This window comes from Parazoarcus communis (assembly GCF_003111665.1).
Lineage (GTDB): Bacteria > Pseudomonadota > Gammaproteobacteria > Burkholderiales > Rhodocyclaceae > Parazoarcus > Parazoarcus communis_B.
Genome location: NZ_CP022188.1, coordinates 827,123 through 843,727 on the forward strand (window position 1 = coordinate 827,123; position 16,605 = coordinate 843,727).

A 16,605-nucleotide genomic window follows, 5' to 3' on the forward strand; every position below is an offset into this window, starting at 1 on the left:
CGCGTCGTCCGCTCACAAGGCGGGCGGGCGCAGCGACGTGCAGCACTCCAGAAATACGATTTTTGGCAGGAGTCCTCTCATGGCCGAATCAGATCCGCTGGGCAGCACGCACAAACCCAGCCTGGAAGACAAATACACCCTCGTTTCCGGTCGCGTGTACCTGACCGGCTACCAGGCGCTGGTGCGCCTGCTGATGATCCAGAAGGAACGCGACCGCGCCGCCGGGCTGAACACCGCCGGCTTCGTGTCCGGCTACCGTGGATCGCCCCTGGGCGGACTCGACCAGACCCTGTGGAAAGCAAAAAAGCACCTCGCCAGCCACGACATCGTGTTCCAGCCCGGCATCAACGAAGATCTGGCGGCCACCGCAGTGTGGGGCTCGCAGCAGGTCAACCTGTCGCCGCAGGCGCAGTACGAAGGCGTATTCGCCATGTGGTACGGCAAGGGCCCGGGCGTGGATCGCAGCGGCGACGTGTTCCGCCATGGCAATGCAGCAGGCTCGTCGAAGCATGGTGGCGTGCTGGCCATTGCCGGCGACGACCATGCAGCCAAATCCTCCACGCTGCCGCATCAGACCGACCACTTCTTCAAGTCGATGATGATGCCGGTGCTCGCGCCGGCCGGCGTGCAGGAATACATCGACTTCGGCGTGCACGGCTATGCCATGTCGCGCTACTCGGGTTGCTGGGTGGCGTTCAAGGCCCTGGCCGACACCGTTGAAACCTCGGCCTCGGTCGACGTTGATCCAGACCGGGTGCAGGTGGTGATCCCGGAAGACTTCGCCATTCCGGCCGACGGCCTCAACATCCGCTGGCCCGATCCGCCGCTGGTGCAGGAAAAACGCCTGCTCAATCAGAAGCTCTACGCCGCACTGGCCTACGCCAGAGCCAACCGGCTGAACCGGGTCATCATCGACGCCCCCGACGCACGGCTTGGCATCATCACCAGCGGCAAGAGCTATCTCGACGTGCGCCAGGCCTTCGACGACCTCGGCATCGACGAAGCACTGGCGGCCGAAATCGGCATCCGTCTGTACAAAGTCGGCATGGTGTGGCCCCTCGAAGCGGACGGCGTGCGTCTGTTCGCGGCCGGACTGGAAGAGATCCTGGTGATCGAGGAGAAGCGCCAGCTGCTCGAGTACCAGCTCAAGGAAGAGCTCTACAACTGGCGCGAAGACGTGCGCCCGCGCGTGATCGGCAAGTTCGACGAGAAAGGCGAATGGGCGCATATCGGCCGCAGCGACGGCACGGTCGACCACGGCGACTGGCTGCTGCCGGCTGCCGGCGAGCTGACACCGGCGATGATCGCGCGCGTCATTGCCGGGCGCATCGAACGCTTCTTCACCTCGGACCGGATTCAGGCCCGGCTCGCCTTTCTCCAGGCGAAGGAGAAATCCCTGTCCGAGCGGCTGTTCTCGATAGACCGCGTGCCGACCTTCTGCTCCGGCTGTCCGCACAACACCTCGACCCACGTCCCCGAGGGCAGCCGCGCGCTGGCCGGCATCGGCTGCCACTACATGGTGACCTGGATGCCCGAGCGCCGCACCGGCACCTTTACCCAGATGGGCGGCGAGGGCGTGCCCTGGGTGGGCCAGGCGCCCTTCACCAGCGAGAAGCACATCTTTGCCAACCTCGGCGACGGCACCTATTTTCACTCCGGCCTGCTCGCCATTCGCCAGGCGGTCGCCGCCAAGGTGAACATCACCTACAAGATTCTTTACAACGACGCGGTGGCCATGACCGGCGGCCAGCCGCACGACGGCGAACTGTCGGTGCCGAAAATCGTCGACCAGCTGCAGGCCGAAGGCGTGCACAACATCGTTGTCGTCACCGACGGCACAGCACGCGCATACGGCCCGTCCGACATTCCGCATGTACCCATCCGCCACCGTGACGAACTCGACGCCATTCAGCGCGAGCTGCGCGCATCGGGCGGCGTTACGGCCCTGATCTACGACCAGACCTGTGCCGCCGAGAAACGCCGGCGCAGAAAGCGCGGCACCTTTCCCGACCCCGCGCGCCGGGTGTTCATCAACGATGCCGTGTGCGAGGGCTGTGGCGACTGCGGCGAGCAATCGAACTGCATGTCCATTGTCCCGGTCGAGACCGAGTTCGGGCGCAAGCGCGCAATCGACCAGTCCTCGTGCAACAAGGACTACTCCTGTCTCAACGGCTTCTGTCCGAGCTTCATCACCATCGAAGGCGGCAAGGTGCGCAAGGGCAGCGCCCTGCAGGCCGATGAATCGCACTTCGCCACCCTGCCTGAGCCGGTTCTGCAGGACACGGCCCGCCCCTTCGGCATCATGGTGACCGGCGTGGGCGGCACAGGCGTGGTCACCATCGGCGCCCTGATCGGCATGGCCGCCCACCTCGACGGCAAGGGTGTGACCGTGCTCGACATGACCGGTCTTGCGCAGAAGGGCGGCTCTGTCTTCAGCCACATCCGCCTTGCTGATCATCCCGACGACCTGCATGCGGTGCGGATTGCAGCGGGTGAGGCCAGCGCAGTGATTGGCGGTGACATGGTGGTCAGCGCCAGCGTCGAGGCACTGGCAAAGATGTCGGGCCAGCGCACCCGTGCGGTGGTCAACGTTTCCGAGACCCCGACCTCGGATTTCACCCACAACCCGGACTGGCAGTTCCCGCTCGAGAAAATGCAGGCGGCGATACGCGAAGCCGTCGGCGACGAAAACGTGGATTTCCTTGACGCACAAGGCTTGGCCACCGCCCTGATGGGCGACGCCATCGCCACCAACCTCTTCCTGCTCGGCTTTGCCTGGCAGAAAGGCATGGTCCCGGTATCGCATGCTGCCCTGATGAGCGCGATCGAACTCAACGGCGTGGCGCTCGACATGAACCGCAAGGCCTTCCTGTGGGGCCGCCGCGCTGCCCACGACCTTGCCGCAGTCAAGCGTTTTGCCCACCCCGAGCCCGCGATCCCGATCCGTCCGCCCGGTCTGGATGCGCTGATCGAACGCCGGACCGAGTTCCTGACGGCCTATCAGGACGCAGCCTATGCGGCGCGCTATCGCCTGCTGGTCGAGCGCGTGCGCGAAACCGAGGAGCGCCGCGCAGGCCGTGGCAGCACCCGCCTGGCCGAAACCGTCGCCCACAATTACTTCAAGCTGCTGGCCTACAAGGACGAATACGAGGTCGCCCGCCTGTTCACCGAGCCGGCGTTCTGGGACAAGGTCAACGCCAGCTTCGAAGGTGATTTCGAGGTCCGCTTCCACCTCGCCCCGCCGCTCGTGTCCCGCCTCGACCCGCTCACCGGACGCATCCCGAAGAAGGCTTTCGGCGCGGGCATGATGCGCGTGTTCAGCATGCTGACAAAGCTCAAGGGGCTACGCGGCACGCGCTGGGACGTGTTCGGCCACACAGCCGAACGTCGCGCCGAGCGCGCGCTCATCACCCAGTACGAGCAGGACATCGGAGAACTGCTCGACACCCTGAGCTACAGCCGGCTTGCGCTGGCGCAGGAGATCGCCGCCTTGCCGCAGGGCATTCGCGGCTATGGCCACGTCAAGATGCGCAACATGGAAGCTGCGGCACTGAAGCGCGAGCAGTTGCTCGCACGCTGGCGCAGCACGACCGGGGACGCCCGCGTAGCCTGAGCGCAAGCTGTGCCGGAGGGGTTCGTCCAGATGGACACGCCACTCCGGCAGGTGCGGCGCGCCGAACACCGGCAGGGCCGGACTTCGCGCATCCCCGCCCTCTTCGCTATGATGCCAGCCACCCTTCATCGCGCAGCGCCCAATGCCTCCTGCCCTCAAAGCCCTTGTCGCCCAGATCGCGGGCTGGTTGATCGCCTATCTGCTGGGTCGCGCAGGCATCCTGCCACCGGGCCTGTGGCCACTGCTCATCGCGCAGGCACTTGGCGCCACGCTGAGCGCCGTGCTGCTTCGCAGCGCGCGCTGGTGGCTGCCCATCCATCTCGTGTTCACTCCGCTGGCCGTCATCGCGCTGCGCATCGACCTCGCACCTGCCTGGTACCTGGCCGCATTCACCTTGCTGGCGCTGATCTACTGGAGCAGCTTCCGCACCCAGGTGCCGCTTTACCTGAGCAACAGAAAGACTGCGACCGCGTTCGCTGAACTGCTTCCCACGGACCGGCCGCTGCAGGTACTGGACATTGGCAGCGGCACCGGATCGCTGCTGCGAGTGCTCGCGCGACTGCGCCCTGACAGTCATTTCACCGGAATCGAGAGCGCTCCGGCACCCTGGGCCCTGGGCTGGGTGCTGGGCCGGGGCCTTGCCAACCTCGAATGGCGCCGCGGCGACTTCTTTGCGCGCTCGTGGCAGGGACAGGACGTGGTGTATGCTTTCCTTTCCCCGGTGCCGATGTCCGCGGTGTGGCAGAAGGCAAACCGGGAAATGCCTGCGGGCAGCATGCTGGTCAGCAACAGCTTCGCAATTCCGGGCCATGACCCCGAGCGCGTCGTCGAAGTAGACGATCGCCGCAAAACGCGACTGCTCGTCTATCGCATCCAACCCGCGAAAGCGCGGAATTAGCCTGACGAAACGCCGCTTTTTCACGCCTGCCTTTGCTTGCAAACACGAAATAATGCAAGCGTACGGCAACCCCTTGCCTTGAGCTGAGGAATGGATTCATGGCTGAGATCATCTGCGTGATCGGCAACAAGGGCGGCACCGGCAAGACGACTCTCTCGCACATGCTGTGTCAGGGACTCGGACTGCTGGGACATCGCTCCGCCTGCGTGCTGACCGACACATCCCGCGAACCGCTCTCCCCCGAAGGGAGGCGCTATATCACGGCCGACGCCCGCACCCGCGACGCACTGACCAAAGTGGTCGACAAACTGCGCATGCTCGACGACTGGATCGGCATCATCGACGGCGGCGGCAACCGCACCGAGATGGACCGCAAACTCTATGCGCTTTCCGACATCGTGCTGCTGCCCTTTCGCGAATCACACGAGGACATCCGTACCGTGATCCGCGACCTGGAGATGTTTCCCCGCGCCTACGCAGTGCCCTCACAATGGCCAAGCAACGCCTGGCAGCGCGACGCCGCGGACCGCAACGTGGCGCACCTGATGAATACGTATCGGCACCGCATCCTGAATCCGGTGGGCGCGCTGTCGGCTTCAAAGCTGCTGCTGCAGAAGCAGGTACCCGACCAGCTTCCGACGCCGCTGGCCAACGCCTGTCGCGCGGTTGCACGTCAGGTGCTTGAAGTCCTTGAGATCGACGTCGGCAACGCCTGCGAAATGCGGGGTGAAACCGGGACGGCGGACCGGCTGCCCCCCGCCGAGATGCCGATGCGGCTCAATGTGACATCACGTCGCCCGCACTGAAGCACTGAATTCGCGCGTGGCCTGCTGAAGGCCGCTGCGCAGCGCACCCGGACCCGGACAGCGGTACGACGGGCGGCGATATCGCACTTGCGTCACAACCGAACGGACAGACTCAGAGACGGGTGCCGTGGCGCGAGATGACGACCAGCGCCTGAGCACGGTTGGAGACGCCCAACGCACGAAAAATCGCCGACATGTGCACCTTGACGGTGCCCTCCGAAAGCCCGAGGAGATCGGCGATTTCGCGATTGGTCTTGCCCTGGGCAAGCAGTTCGAGCACGCGGGTCTGCGCGGCGGTCAGCCCGAAACGCTCGCTGACTGGCGCACCTGAACGGCGTCCGGGGGCGCGATCGGTGGTATCCGGCGTGTGCACGCCACCGGCGAGCACCACCCTGACCGCCTGCAGCATCTCTTCGCCGGAACTGGACTTGGACACGAAGCCGGAAGCGCCGCCCTTGATGGCACGCCTGACCGAGGCTTCGTCATCCATCGCCGAAACCACAATGGCCGGCACGTCGGGGAAGCGCTTTGCGAGAACTGCCAGCAGGGAAAAGCCGTTCATGTCCGGCAGCATCAGGTCGATGACCGCCAGATCCCAGTCGGACGAAGCTTCCAGCTTCGCCAGCGCATCGTCCGCACCCTTGGCCTCAACGCATTCGACACCCTCCTGAAGACGCGACAGCGTCTGCGCTACGGCCTCACGCACAAGCGCGTGATCCTCAACGATGAGTATCTTGATCACAAAGGGCTCCATAAATCACTTTCATCGAGGCGGAAGATGCGCGGAGCATATCACAGCAGCACTGTCATTGGTTTTTCCTCCACCACTACAGCAGAAAACCGGCAAGAATCACCTCCGGGTACTCTGCGCACCATGACGTTAGTCATAAAATCCGGGCCATGAAAGTGCGAAACGTTCCGAAAGCGGTGCTGGCGCTCTCGCTGGTCTTGCGAATAATGCCTGCTCATGCGGCTGAAGGCGAGATCTCCGAATCGAACTTCCTCGGCGAACTTCCGATTGTCCTGTCCGCCTCCCGCCTGTCACAGCCTACGCGGGACGCACCGGGCGCGGTAACGGTCATCGATCGCGACATGATCCGGGCCTCCGGCGCACGCTCCATCCCGGAACTGCTGCGCCTCGTCCCGGGCTTCCAGGTCGGCGCCATCAATGGCCACCAGGCAGTCACAACCTATCATGGTCTCGCCGACAACGCGCCGCGCCGGATGCTGGTCCGGGTCGACGGCCGCTCGGCCTATGCCCCCTATGTCACCAGCGGCATCGAGTGGCAGAAACTGTCTGTCGATATCGACGACATCGACCGCATCGAGGTCTTCCGTGGCACCAACACCGTGGCCTATGGAAGCCAGGCTTTCATGGGCACAGTCAACATCATCACGCGCACGGCAGCGGAAACTCCACGCATGCGCCTGCGCATCGATCAGGGCGAAAACGGGATACAGGACCGGAACGTCAGTCTCGGCTATGCGACGGATGTGCTCGCAATGCGCCTGAACGCCGGACAGGAACAGGACAGGGGCCGGCCCGGACTCGCCGACAGCCACCGGCGGCAGAAAGCTGAATTACGCACAGAGCTGCAACTGGCACTGAATCAGCGCCTCGAGTTGCAGGCGGGAACGATCAGGCTGCGTGAGCAGATCGGCTACAGCGAACCCGCCACGACCGATCCGGTTCGAACCCAGCGAAGTGAGGTCAGCTTCGGCCAGATTCGCTGGAACTGGCAACAGGATGGCGGGGATGAGCTGAGCATCACGTACTCGCACCAGGAGGAATCGACGCGCGACGCCTACACGCTGACAGCGGCAGACGTGCCGCTGCTGGGGCTATTCCCGCCACTTGCGCATGTTGATATCATCTATGACAACGATATCATGCGAGATGACATAGAACTCGAGCACACTGTAAGCCTGACGCACGGCATACGCGGCCTGTGGGGCATGGGTTACCGTGAAGACAGGGTTCTGAGCCCCGGCATCTTCGCCCGCAACGATGCACTGTCGTACCGCTCGACCCGACTTTTTGGAAACCTCGAATGGCGCATCACCCCGGACCTTCTTGCGAATATCGGTGCAATGGCGGAGCGCAGCGGCACGGATGATTCCCAGATATCACCACGCATTGGCCTCAACTACCATCTCGGTAGCGGTCAGACCTTGCGCGTTGCCGCAGGCAAGGCCTACCGTAACCCGGTACCGTTCGAGCGCTATGCCGACATGCGCTTCAGCGAAGCGGTGACGAACACCTTGCTGCGTCACACCTTTCAGCCTGCACCGGATGTCGAGGCGGAACGCATGCGCTTTCGCGAACTGGGCTACCTTGGAGAGTTCAGCGCAATCAGGACAAGCATCGACCTCCGGCTCTTCGAAGAAAGGACGGATGGCCTGATCGAGTTCGAGAGTACCGACAGCCCGCTCAGCTCCTCACTCGAGGCTGGCCAGGCAAAGAACCTGGGGCGCGCTACCGTGCGCGGGGCGGAACTGGCAGTGCTCTGGCGCCCATCCGCAAGAACCTGGCTTGGCGTGAACTACAGCCGGATCGATATCGACAGCGCGAACGACCGGTATGTCCGCTCGGCCCCGCGTGCCAGCTGGTCGGTGCTGGCGGCCTGGAGCCCAAGCCCGCGATGGACGCTGAGCGCAAATCACCACCGAACCGGGAGCATGTCCTGGTACCGTAGCGCGTCGGATCAGCTGCCCGCCCATTACCGGACGGACATCCGGCTCGCCTACCGCTTCCAGCTTGGTCCGACGCGAAACGAGCTTGCGGTCACTGTCTCGGATGCCGGACCTCACGACGCAGACTATCTGCCCGACCAGAAATCGGGGCCCGTCTCGCACGCAAGCCTGCGCGTGGAGTTCTGATTTCCGATGCGACCTCCCGGCGTACTGCTCTGGCTGCTTGCCGCCGCGCTGATGCTGGGCGGCGGACATGTGCGCGCGGGAGGTGAGATTGCTGTCGTCATGCGCACGGCCGATGACGCGCATCGCGAGACCCTTGCAGCGATCAGGGACACCTTGCAGACCCCGCTGCCCGGTCTGCAGGTCAACGAGATCGATATTTCGGCGACCGCCAAGGCACGCCTTGCTGAGGCCAGCGTCATCGTCAGCCTCGGCTCGCATGCGGCACACGTCGTGGCCGACTGCCAGCTTTCCAAGCCGGTCATTCACAGCCTGTTGTCCGAAAGTGCATGGCAAAGCCTGCCCGCGCACCACTACGGCGCGGGACGTCCATCGGCGATCCTGCTGGATCAGCCCGCAACGCGCCAGGTGGCACTGCTAGAATTGGCCCTTCCCGACTGGCGGCGTGTCGCGCTGCTTGCCGGACCCCAGACAGGACCGACGCAACGACAATTGACGACTGCGGCAAAAGCCGCGCAGTTTGAGGTTAGAGAGGCTACCGTCAGTTCCGAGCGTGAGCTTTTTCCCGCGCTGCAGCGGGTGCTGCGAGAGCCGGCAGTCCTGATCGTCACCCCCGATTCACGCATTTTCAACGGCTATACCGTGCAGAACGTGCTCCTGACCGCCTACCGCCATCGTTCTCCCGTGCTTGGTTTTTCCGCCGCCTACGTGCGAGCCGGCGCATTGCTTGGCCTGTATTCGACACCAGCCCAGATCGGACAGCAGACGGCCGACATGATCCTGCGCCTGCTGGACGGCCAGTCCCTTCCCCCGACGCAAGTGCCGCAAGCGTTCGAGGTCGCGGTTAACACCAACGTCGCCCGCTCCCTCGGCATCTCGCTCGACAGTGCCCAGGCGCTGACCGCCGCCCTGGCCCGGCAGGAGGCAGGAGGCCGATGAACAAGCGCTGGGGCATCCGTGCACGGGTGATGCTGGCAGCCGTGCTGCCGGTACTCGTACTGGCGGTGGTTCTGACCGTGTATTCCACGCGCTCGCGTCTGGCCGACCTCGACGAAGCCCTGAGCGCACGTGGCCGGGCCGTCGCCCGTCAGCTGGCTGCGGCAAGCGAGTACGCGGTTTTCTCGGGCAACCGCGACGCGCTGCAGCAGATTACCAGTGCCGTGCTGTCCGAAGACGACATCGCTGGCATCAGCATCGTCAATAACGTCGGCGAGATTCTCGCCCGCAGCGGCATGCTCGACGGCCAGCTTCCACCCTTGCCGTCGAGCCCGGCGAGCGGTCCCCTGCGTCTGGTCAAGGGGCCGACCTTGCGTCTGATCGAGCCCATTCGTCCCAGCCGCCTTGAGCTCGACGACGGATTTGCGGCCATCACCCCTGGCGTAGCCGCTCAGTTGGGCGAAGAGCCGCTGGGCAGCGTAGTGGTGGAAATCTCGCTGCGCCGGCTGCAGCGTCAGCGCGACGATCTGCTCTGGACCAGCGCAGGCTCGGTGCTGCTGGTGATGATCGGGAGCATCCTGCTGGCGACACGACTCAGCCGGGGCGTCAGCGTGCCCATCCGCGAGGTGGCTGAAACCGTCACCCGCATCGGGCAGGGCCAACTCCAGGAGCGCGTTCCCGTCCTCGGCGGCGGCAGCCTCGCCACGCTGGCCGAAGGCGTCAATGAAATGGCGGCGCGCCTGGCCGGCGCGCACGACGAGCTGGTGCGCAAGGTCGAAGAGGCCACATCCGAGATGCGCGCACGCAAGGAAGAAGCAGAACGCGCCAATCTGGCCAAGTCACGCTTTCTGGCTGCGGCCAGTCACGACCTGCGTCAGCCGATGCACGCACTGGGCCTGTTCGTGTCGGAGCTTGCGCAGCACACACATGCGCCCGAGAGCCGGCGTCTCGTGCAGCGCATTGCCGCTTCCGCAGAGGCCATGGACAACCTGCTCGACAGTCTGCTCGACATCTCCAAGCTCGACGCCGGCGTGCTCCATCCCAATCCGCGGCCGTTTGCGCTTCAGCCCGTTCTCGAACGCATTGCCGCCGAGCAACGGCCGGCGGCCGAAGAGCGCGAACTGCGCCTGAAGGCGCGCCCGACAAGCTGCTGGACGTACACCGACCCGGTGCTGTTCGAGCGCATCATCACCAACCTCGTGAGCAATGCCATCCGCTATACGGCCAGCGGCAGCATTCTGATCGCCTGCCGCAAGCGCGGTGACAAGGTACGCATCGAGGTACGCGACAGCGGCGTGGGCATCCCTGCGGAATCGCATGACGCCATTTTTCAGGAGTTCATCCAGCTCGACAATGCGGAGCGTGCCCGGGTCAAGGGACTCGGACTTGGCCTTGCGATCGTGCGCCGGCTCGCGGCACTGCTGGGTCACGACCTCTCACTGCGCTCGACCCCTGGCATCGGATCGGTGTTTGCGATCGAGATGCAGTCCGCAGCCCCGGAGCACGAACTTGAACTGTCCGCTCAGGCCCGCACGCCGGGGGATCTGAAGGGGCTTCACGTCGCACTCGTGGACGACGACCCCCTCGCACGCGCCGGCATGGAAAGCCTGCTGCGTTCCTGGGGATGCAGGATGATGTCCGCCGAATCACCGGAAGTCCTGCTCAAGATGATGACGCTCAGCACCTCCCCACTCGATCTGATGGTCAGCGACTTCCGCCTGCACGGCGAGCACCACGGCATCGACGTCATCCATGCCGCACGCAGCAAACTCGGGCCGGGACTGCCCGCCATCCTCATCAGCGGAGACACCGGCGCCGAAACCCTGCGTCTCGCCCAGCAGGCGGGCATCCCCCTGCTGCACAAGCCCGTGCGACCGGCCCGCCTGCGCGCACTCATTCACCGGCTCATCGGCAACAACTAAGCTGCGTTAATACCAATGCTGCTGTGCGCCATGCGCTCACGCATACGCATCGGTTACCATGGAATAACGGCTCAACCGGGAGAACAAGAAATGTCAAACGATCAGGCAGCACAAGACCCGCTCGAATTCGTGCGTGGCATGTGGAGCAACATGGGTTTCAACCTGCCCGGAATGGTGACGCCGACGCTGGACGTTGACGAACTCGACAAGCGCATCGCCGACATGCGGGCGGTCGAGGGCTGGCTGAAGATGAACCTGAACATGCTGCAGATCTCGATCCAGGGGCTGGACATGCAGCGCGCAACCATCGCTGCAGTGAAGGCCATGAGCCAGCAGGCGCGCGAAAGCACTGACCCGGCATCCAGCGGCGAGAACAACCCCTTTGCCTCTGCCGCCGCGATGTGGCCGTGGAGCATGATGACCCAGGCCGCGCCGGAAAGCACCGAGACGGACGACAAGCCGGCAGAAAGCAAGCCTCGTACGCGGCGCAAGGCGGCTGAAAAGTAAGCTGCGTCCAGCTTCTGCCAGCAGCTTCAAATCACGCCTGCGTCTCGCAGGCGCCGGATTTCTTCGCTATCCAAACCCAGACCCGACAGCAACGCGTCGGTATCCGCGCCTGCGCCCGGCGCGGGTGACGGTGCGGGCGGCACATGGCCGGACAGTTTCACCGGCGGGCCGAACTGGCGCACACCGCCAACCTCCACAACCATGCCGCGTGCCTGTACCTGCGGGTTCGACAGGCTCTCCTCAAGGCGCAGCACCGGGGTCACGCAGCAATCGATCTGGTCGAACAGAGTGCTCCAGTCGTGCTGGCTGCGACCGCGAAAAATCACCGACAGTTCGTCGCGTGCAGCAGCGCCGGCCGCACCGGTATCGAGATGCGCGGGCTTGAGATCGGGCCTTCCCAGGGTGTCGCACAGCAAGTACCAGAACTTTTCCTCCAGCGCACCGACCGCCATGTGGCGACCATCTGCGGTTTCATACACGCCATAACACGGCACACCGCCCGTTAGCAGATCCTCTCCGCGCGGACGCACGGCACCCTGCGCCAAGACCTCGACCAGCGGAAAGATTGCGTGCGCGAGCGCGGCATCGGTCATTGCCACATCGACGTGACGGCCACGCCCGCTGCTGCGCGCGTCCAGCAGCGCAACCAGCATGCCGACCACGGCCGCCATCGTTCCCCCCAGCAGATCGCCGATCTGCAGATTGGAGATCGCCGGTGCGCCCCCGGCCACGCCAATCTGGTCGAGCACGCCGGCGTAGCCGATATAGTTGATATCGTGGCCCGCCCGGAGCGCATAGGGCCCGGTCTGCCCGTAACCCGTGATGCTGCAGAACACCAGACGCGGATTGATCTCTGCCAGTTGTGCGTAGCCGAGTCCAAGCTTGTCCATGACCCCGGGCCGAAAGCCCTCGACCACGGCATCGGCCGTCTCCACCAGGCGCAGGAACACGGCCCGGCCGGCCTCCTGTTTGAGATCGAGGCGCAAGCTCTGCTTGTTGCGATTGACCACCTGATAGAAATAGCTGCTGTCGCCGGCCATTGCACCCATCGTGCGGGCGTAATCGCCCGCACCGGTATCCTCGATCTTGATGACCTCGGCACCGTAATCCGCCAGATGCTGGGTTGCCAGCGGGCCGGGCAGAAGCCGGGTGAGGTCGAGGATGCGCAGGCCGGACAGAGGTTGAGTTTGCATGGCGGATCTCGGCTAAAGCGTAAACGGGAAGGGCCAGGGCAAGAGCCCGGGCGTCAAAAAAATCGGCCCGGCATCGCCGGGCCGAAGCTGCCCACACACAACACCGGGTGCAGTACTAGTCGTACTTGCGAATATCGTCGATGAGCTTGCCATCGTTGGCCAGACTGCCGGGCGCACAAAAGCTCACCTCACCGCGCAGCTTGGTCAGTTCGCGAATACTCGCAGCAATATTCGCCGCAAGCGTATCACCGCCAACCGTGCTCTCACAGTGCAGCGTCATGCGGTCGTTGAGCTCCGGATTGTCGACCACCAGGCGTCCACGACCGATCTCGGGATGGCGCCGGACAACATCAGCAATCTGCCCCGGGTGCACGAACATGCCCTTGACCTTGGTGGTCTGGTCCGCCCGCCCCATCCAGCCCTTGATGCGAACATTGGTGCGGCCGCAAGTGGACGTGCCAGGCATGATTGCCGACAGATCGCCAGTGCCGAAACGGATCAACGGATAGTCCGGATTGAAGGTCGTCACCACCACCTCGCCGACTTCGCCGTCTGGCACCGGGTCGCCGGTGCCGGGGCGAACGATTTCGAGCACGATGTCCTCACCGACCACCATGCCCTCGCCACCCGGCGTCTCGTATGCAATCAGCCCGATGTCGGCGGTAGCATAGGCCTGGCTGGCGCGAACGCCGCGCGCGGCAAAGGCGTCGCGGATGCTGGGCGGAAAGGCTTCACCCGAGACGAAGGCCTTGGTGAACGTGGGCTTCACCCCGATCTCATCAGCCTTGTCGAGCAGGATGCGCAGGAAAGACGGTGTCCCGACGTAGGCATTGGGCTGCAGGTCCGCCATTGCAGCAAGCTGCAGTTCCGTCTGTCCGACGCCAGCAGGAAACACGGTGCAGCCAAGCGCATGGGCCGCCGTCTCCATCATCGATCCCGCCGGGGTGAAGTGATAGGCGAAAGTATTGTGCACCAGGTCGCCTTCGCGAAAGCCTGCCGCATACAGTGCGCGTGCCAGCCGGTAATAGTCGGGGCGTGCGCCCTCCGGTTCGTACAGCGGCCCGGGAGACGAAAACACGCGCTTGCAGGCCGCGCCCCAGCGCACCGCGGAAAAACCGCCGAAGGGCCTGGCGCGCTTCTGCTGCTCGAGCAGTTCGGACTTGCGGATCACCGGCAGCCGGGCGAGCGCCTCGCGACTCGTCACCGTTGCGGGATCGATCCCCTTCAGGCTCGCCGCGAACGCCGGAGCGCTGGACTGTGCGTGAGCGATCTGCGCAGGCAGCCGCGCGAACAGGTCGCGCTCGCGCTCTGCTGGATCGCGAATCTCTCTGTCATCGTAATGGCTCATGCGTGGATCCTGAATATGAGTGAGCCCGGCGGCCTGACAAGGCGCGGCCGCAAGCGGGCGAAGGCATGGGGTCGGTTTGGCAGCGCTCAGCTGAGCCAGCGCTTGCGACGACGATAGTGTTTGACGTCACGGAAGCTCTTGCGTCCCTCGCCCGCGAGGCCAAGATAGAACTCCTTCACGTCCTCGTTGGTGGCGAGCTCGCTGGCAGCGCCTTCCATCACGATGCGGCCGTTCTCCATGATGTAGCCGAAGTCGGCATAACGCAGCGCGACCATGGTGTTCTGCTCGGCGAGCAGGAAGCTGACCTGCTCCTTGCTGTTGAGGTCCTTCACGATCTCGAAGATCTCTTCGACGATCTGCGGTGCCAGGCCCATTGACGGCTCATCGAGCAGAATCATTTCGGGCTTGGCCATCAGAGCACGACCGATTGCACACATCTGCTGTTCGCCGCCCGAGGTGTAACCGGCCTGCGACGAGCGTCGGGTCTTGAGCCGCGGGAAGTAGTGATAGACCTTCTCCAGGCTGTCCTTGAGCTCTGCACGCGAAATGCTGCGGGTGTAGGCACCGGTCAGCAGGTTCTCCTCGATGGTCAGGTGGCCGAAACAGTGACGGCCCTCCATCACCTGAATCACGCCACGCTTGACCAGATCGTTCGGTGTCATCTGGTCGACACGCTGGCCCTTGAACTCGATGCTGCCCTTGGTGACATCGCCGCGCTCTGCACCGAGCAGGTTCGAGATGGACTTCAGCGTGGTCGACTTGCCCGCGCCGTTGGCTCCGAGCAGGGCCACGATGCTGCCCTTCTCGACCTGCAGGGACACGCCCTTGAGCACGAGAATGACGTGATCGTAGATCACCTCGACGTTGTTGATGCTGAGGTAGGGCGCCGCGCTGGCGGCGTTTGCGGTGGCTGCATTAGTCATGGTTTTTGCCTTGTGTCTCCGTCCCACCTCCCCGGTCTTGCCGGCAGAGGGTCTGCAGGATGCTCGTACGAACCGTACAAACGCCCTGCAGACCCCCGCTTGCGCGGGGAGCCTGCAACCGCCAGGCTGCTGCCGGGCGGCTTCGTCTGCGTTCCAGGCCGCCATGCGGCCTGGATGCTTGTGCGACTTACATCTCCTTGGAGCAGTCGCGCGGGGTGATGCCCTTTTCCTTGGCGTAGGCCGCAGCCGACTCTTCGATCATGCCGCGCACCAGAGGCTTGTCAGCTTCGATCCAGTCGGTCACGACGTTCCACTTGGCGCCGTCCCACTGCTGGAACTTGACCTTGCCTGCGCCTTCATGATCCTTGCAGCTGATCTTGAGGTCAGGCATGAAGCCGGCGGCACCCAGTGCGGCGAGGCGCTTGGTGTCGAGGTTGAGGTGCTCGAAGCCCCAGCGCATCTGCTCGCCGGTCATCGGCTTGCCCTTGCCGAATTTTTCCTGCGCCGTGCGGATGGCTTCGACGGTGATGATGCCGTGCACCACACCACGGTTGTAGAGCACACTGCCAACGCGCTCCTTGTCTTCCATGTTGCCGGCGTTCTTGGCGTAGACGTTGGTCTGGATGTCCTTGATCACCGGATAGTTGGCACCTGCCACGTTGAAGCCGGCAGCCACGAAGCCCTTGGCTGCATCGCCCGCCGGGATCGCGTCCTCTTCGGAACCCGCCCACCACACGCCGATGACCTTGTCACGCGAATAGCCGGTCTTGGCTGCAGTGCGCAGTGCGGTCGCGTTCATCACGCCCCAGCCCCACAGGATCACGTAGTCGGGTTTCTGCTGGCGGATCTGCAGCCACTGGGCCTGCTGCTCGTTACCCGGGTGGGCAACGGCAACCTTCTGCACTTCGAAGCCATGCTTCTCGGCGAGCTTGTCCATGATGGCGTGCGATTCTTTGCCATAGGCCGAGTCGTGATACAGCAGACCAATCTTCTTGCCCTTGAGCTTGTCCATGCCACCGGCCTTGGTACCGATGTAGTTCACGATGGCCGAAGCCTGCGACCAGTAGGTCGTAACCATCGGGAAGACCCACGGGAACACGCTGCCGTCAGCAGCGTCGGTACGGCCGTAGCCGATGGTGACCATCGGAATCTTGTCCTGCTCGACCTTCTCCAGCACCGAGTAGGTGATACCGGTCGACAGCGGCTGGAACACCGAGTTACCGGTCGGCCCCTTGTTCTTCAGGCGCTCGTAGCACTCGACGCCACGGGCGTTGTTGTATTCGGTCTCGCATTCTTCCCAGGTCAGCTTGACGCCGTTTACGCCGCCGTCACGGGCGTTGACCATGGCCATGTAATCGATCCAGCCGCCATACAGCGAGGCGCCGTTCGAACCATAGGGGCCGACGCGATAGCTCGGCAGACCGATGAACTGTTCCTGCGCGGCGGCATAGCCGCTCACGAGCAGACCTGCGATGGCGGCGCCGATGAGTGCGGATTGCTTCAGTTTCATGAGTGTCTCCTCTCTTATGTGTGTGGTGCTGCTTGGTACTGCCTTGAAACCGACCGACGCGGCAGCGTCGGC

At 64.1% G+C, this 16,605-nt stretch carries 12 protein-coding genes; 7 read left to right on the forward strand and 5 right to left on the reverse strand.

The genetic code is table 11. The annotated features are described in order from the left end of the window. Window positions 1-79: 79 nt before the first annotated feature. The 3 genes from CEW87_RS03805 (at window position 80) to CEW87_RS03815 (ending at window position 5,317) form a co-directional block, all read left to right on the forward strand. Window positions 80-3,613, forward strand: a complete 3,534-nt coding sequence (locus tag CEW87_RS03805; protein ID WP_108971520.1) for an indolepyruvate ferredoxin oxidoreductase family protein — start codon at window positions 80-82, stop codon at window positions 3,611-3,613. 142 nt (window positions 3,614-3,755) lie between these two features. Continuing rightward, entirely contained in the window at window positions 3,756-4,511 is a 756-nt protein-coding gene (locus CEW87_RS03810) for a class I SAM-dependent methyltransferase (RefSeq protein ID WP_108971521.1), read from the forward strand. Window positions 4,512-4,609: 98 nt separating this feature from the next. Beyond that, window positions 4,610-5,317: a ParA family protein gene (locus CEW87_RS03815; protein ID WP_108971522.1), complete on the forward strand. Its 708-nt coding sequence runs from the start codon at window positions 4,610-4,612 to the stop codon at window positions 5,315-5,317. A gap of 112 nt (window positions 5,318-5,429) precedes the next feature. Here the strand turns inward: CEW87_RS03815 and CEW87_RS03820 are convergent, their stop codons facing one another. Further along, the gene (locus CEW87_RS03820) at window positions 5,430-6,059 is read right to left on the reverse strand and encodes a response regulator transcription factor (RefSeq protein ID WP_108951387.1); all 630 of its coding nucleotides are present in this window, start codon (window positions 6,057-6,059) and stop codon (window positions 5,430-5,432) included. Between the two features lie 158 nt (window positions 6,060-6,217). Between CEW87_RS03820 and CEW87_RS03825 the strand changes: the two genes are divergently transcribed. From CEW87_RS03825 to CEW87_RS03840, 4 genes are all read left to right on the forward strand, one after another. Continuing rightward, window positions 6,218-8,197 (forward strand): TonB-dependent receptor plug domain-containing protein, encoded by a 1,980-nt coding sequence (locus CEW87_RS03825; RefSeq protein ID WP_108971523.1) that lies wholly within the window; start codon window positions 6,218-6,220, stop codon window positions 8,195-8,197. Between the two features lie 6 nt (window positions 8,198-8,203). After that, a complete protein-coding gene (locus tag CEW87_RS03830) occupies window positions 8,204-9,133 on the forward strand; it encodes an ABC transporter substrate-binding protein (RefSeq protein WP_108971524.1) in 930 nt (309 codons plus the stop codon). Continuing rightward, window positions 9,130-11,052 (forward strand): response regulator, encoded by a 1,923-nt coding sequence (locus CEW87_RS03835; protein WP_108971525.1) that lies wholly within the window; start codon window positions 9,130-9,132, stop codon window positions 11,050-11,052. The genes CEW87_RS03830 and CEW87_RS03835 overlap by 4 nt, the downstream gene beginning before the upstream one ends. Before the next feature lie 90 nt (window positions 11,053-11,142). Then, window positions 11,143-11,559: a PhaM family polyhydroxyalkanoate granule multifunctional regulatory protein gene (locus tag CEW87_RS03840; RefSeq protein ID WP_108971526.1), complete on the forward strand. Its 417-nt coding sequence runs from the start codon at window positions 11,143-11,145 to the stop codon at window positions 11,557-11,559. A 26-nt stretch (window positions 11,560-11,585) separates the two neighbouring features. On the opposite strand, the gene CEW87_RS03845 is transcribed toward CEW87_RS03840, so the two are convergent. The 4 genes from CEW87_RS03845 to CEW87_RS03860 form a co-directional block, all read right to left on the reverse strand. Further along, the gene (locus CEW87_RS03845) at window positions 11,586-12,752 is read right to left on the reverse strand and encodes a CaiB/BaiF CoA transferase family protein (RefSeq protein ID WP_108971527.1); all 1,167 of its coding nucleotides are present in this window, start codon (window positions 12,750-12,752) and stop codon (window positions 11,586-11,588) included. Between the two features lie 115 nt (window positions 12,753-12,867). Next, window positions 12,868-14,100 carry a phenylacetate--CoA ligase family protein gene (locus CEW87_RS03850; RefSeq protein WP_108971528.1) on the reverse strand — a complete coding sequence of 411 codons (1,233 nt, stop codon included), beginning with the start codon at window positions 14,098-14,100 and terminating at the stop codon, window positions 12,868-12,870. Window positions 14,101-14,186: 86 nt separating this feature from the next. Beyond that, window positions 14,187-15,023, reverse strand: coding sequence for an ABC transporter ATP-binding protein (locus CEW87_RS03855; protein ID WP_108951388.1), 837 nt, complete (start codon window positions 15,021-15,023; stop codon window positions 14,187-14,189). Window positions 15,024-15,210: 187 nt separating this feature from the next. Then, entirely contained in the window at window positions 15,211-16,533 is a 1,323-nt protein-coding gene (locus tag CEW87_RS03860; RefSeq protein ID WP_108976909.1) for an ABC transporter substrate-binding protein, read from the reverse strand. Window positions 16,534-16,605 lie beyond the last annotated feature (72 nt).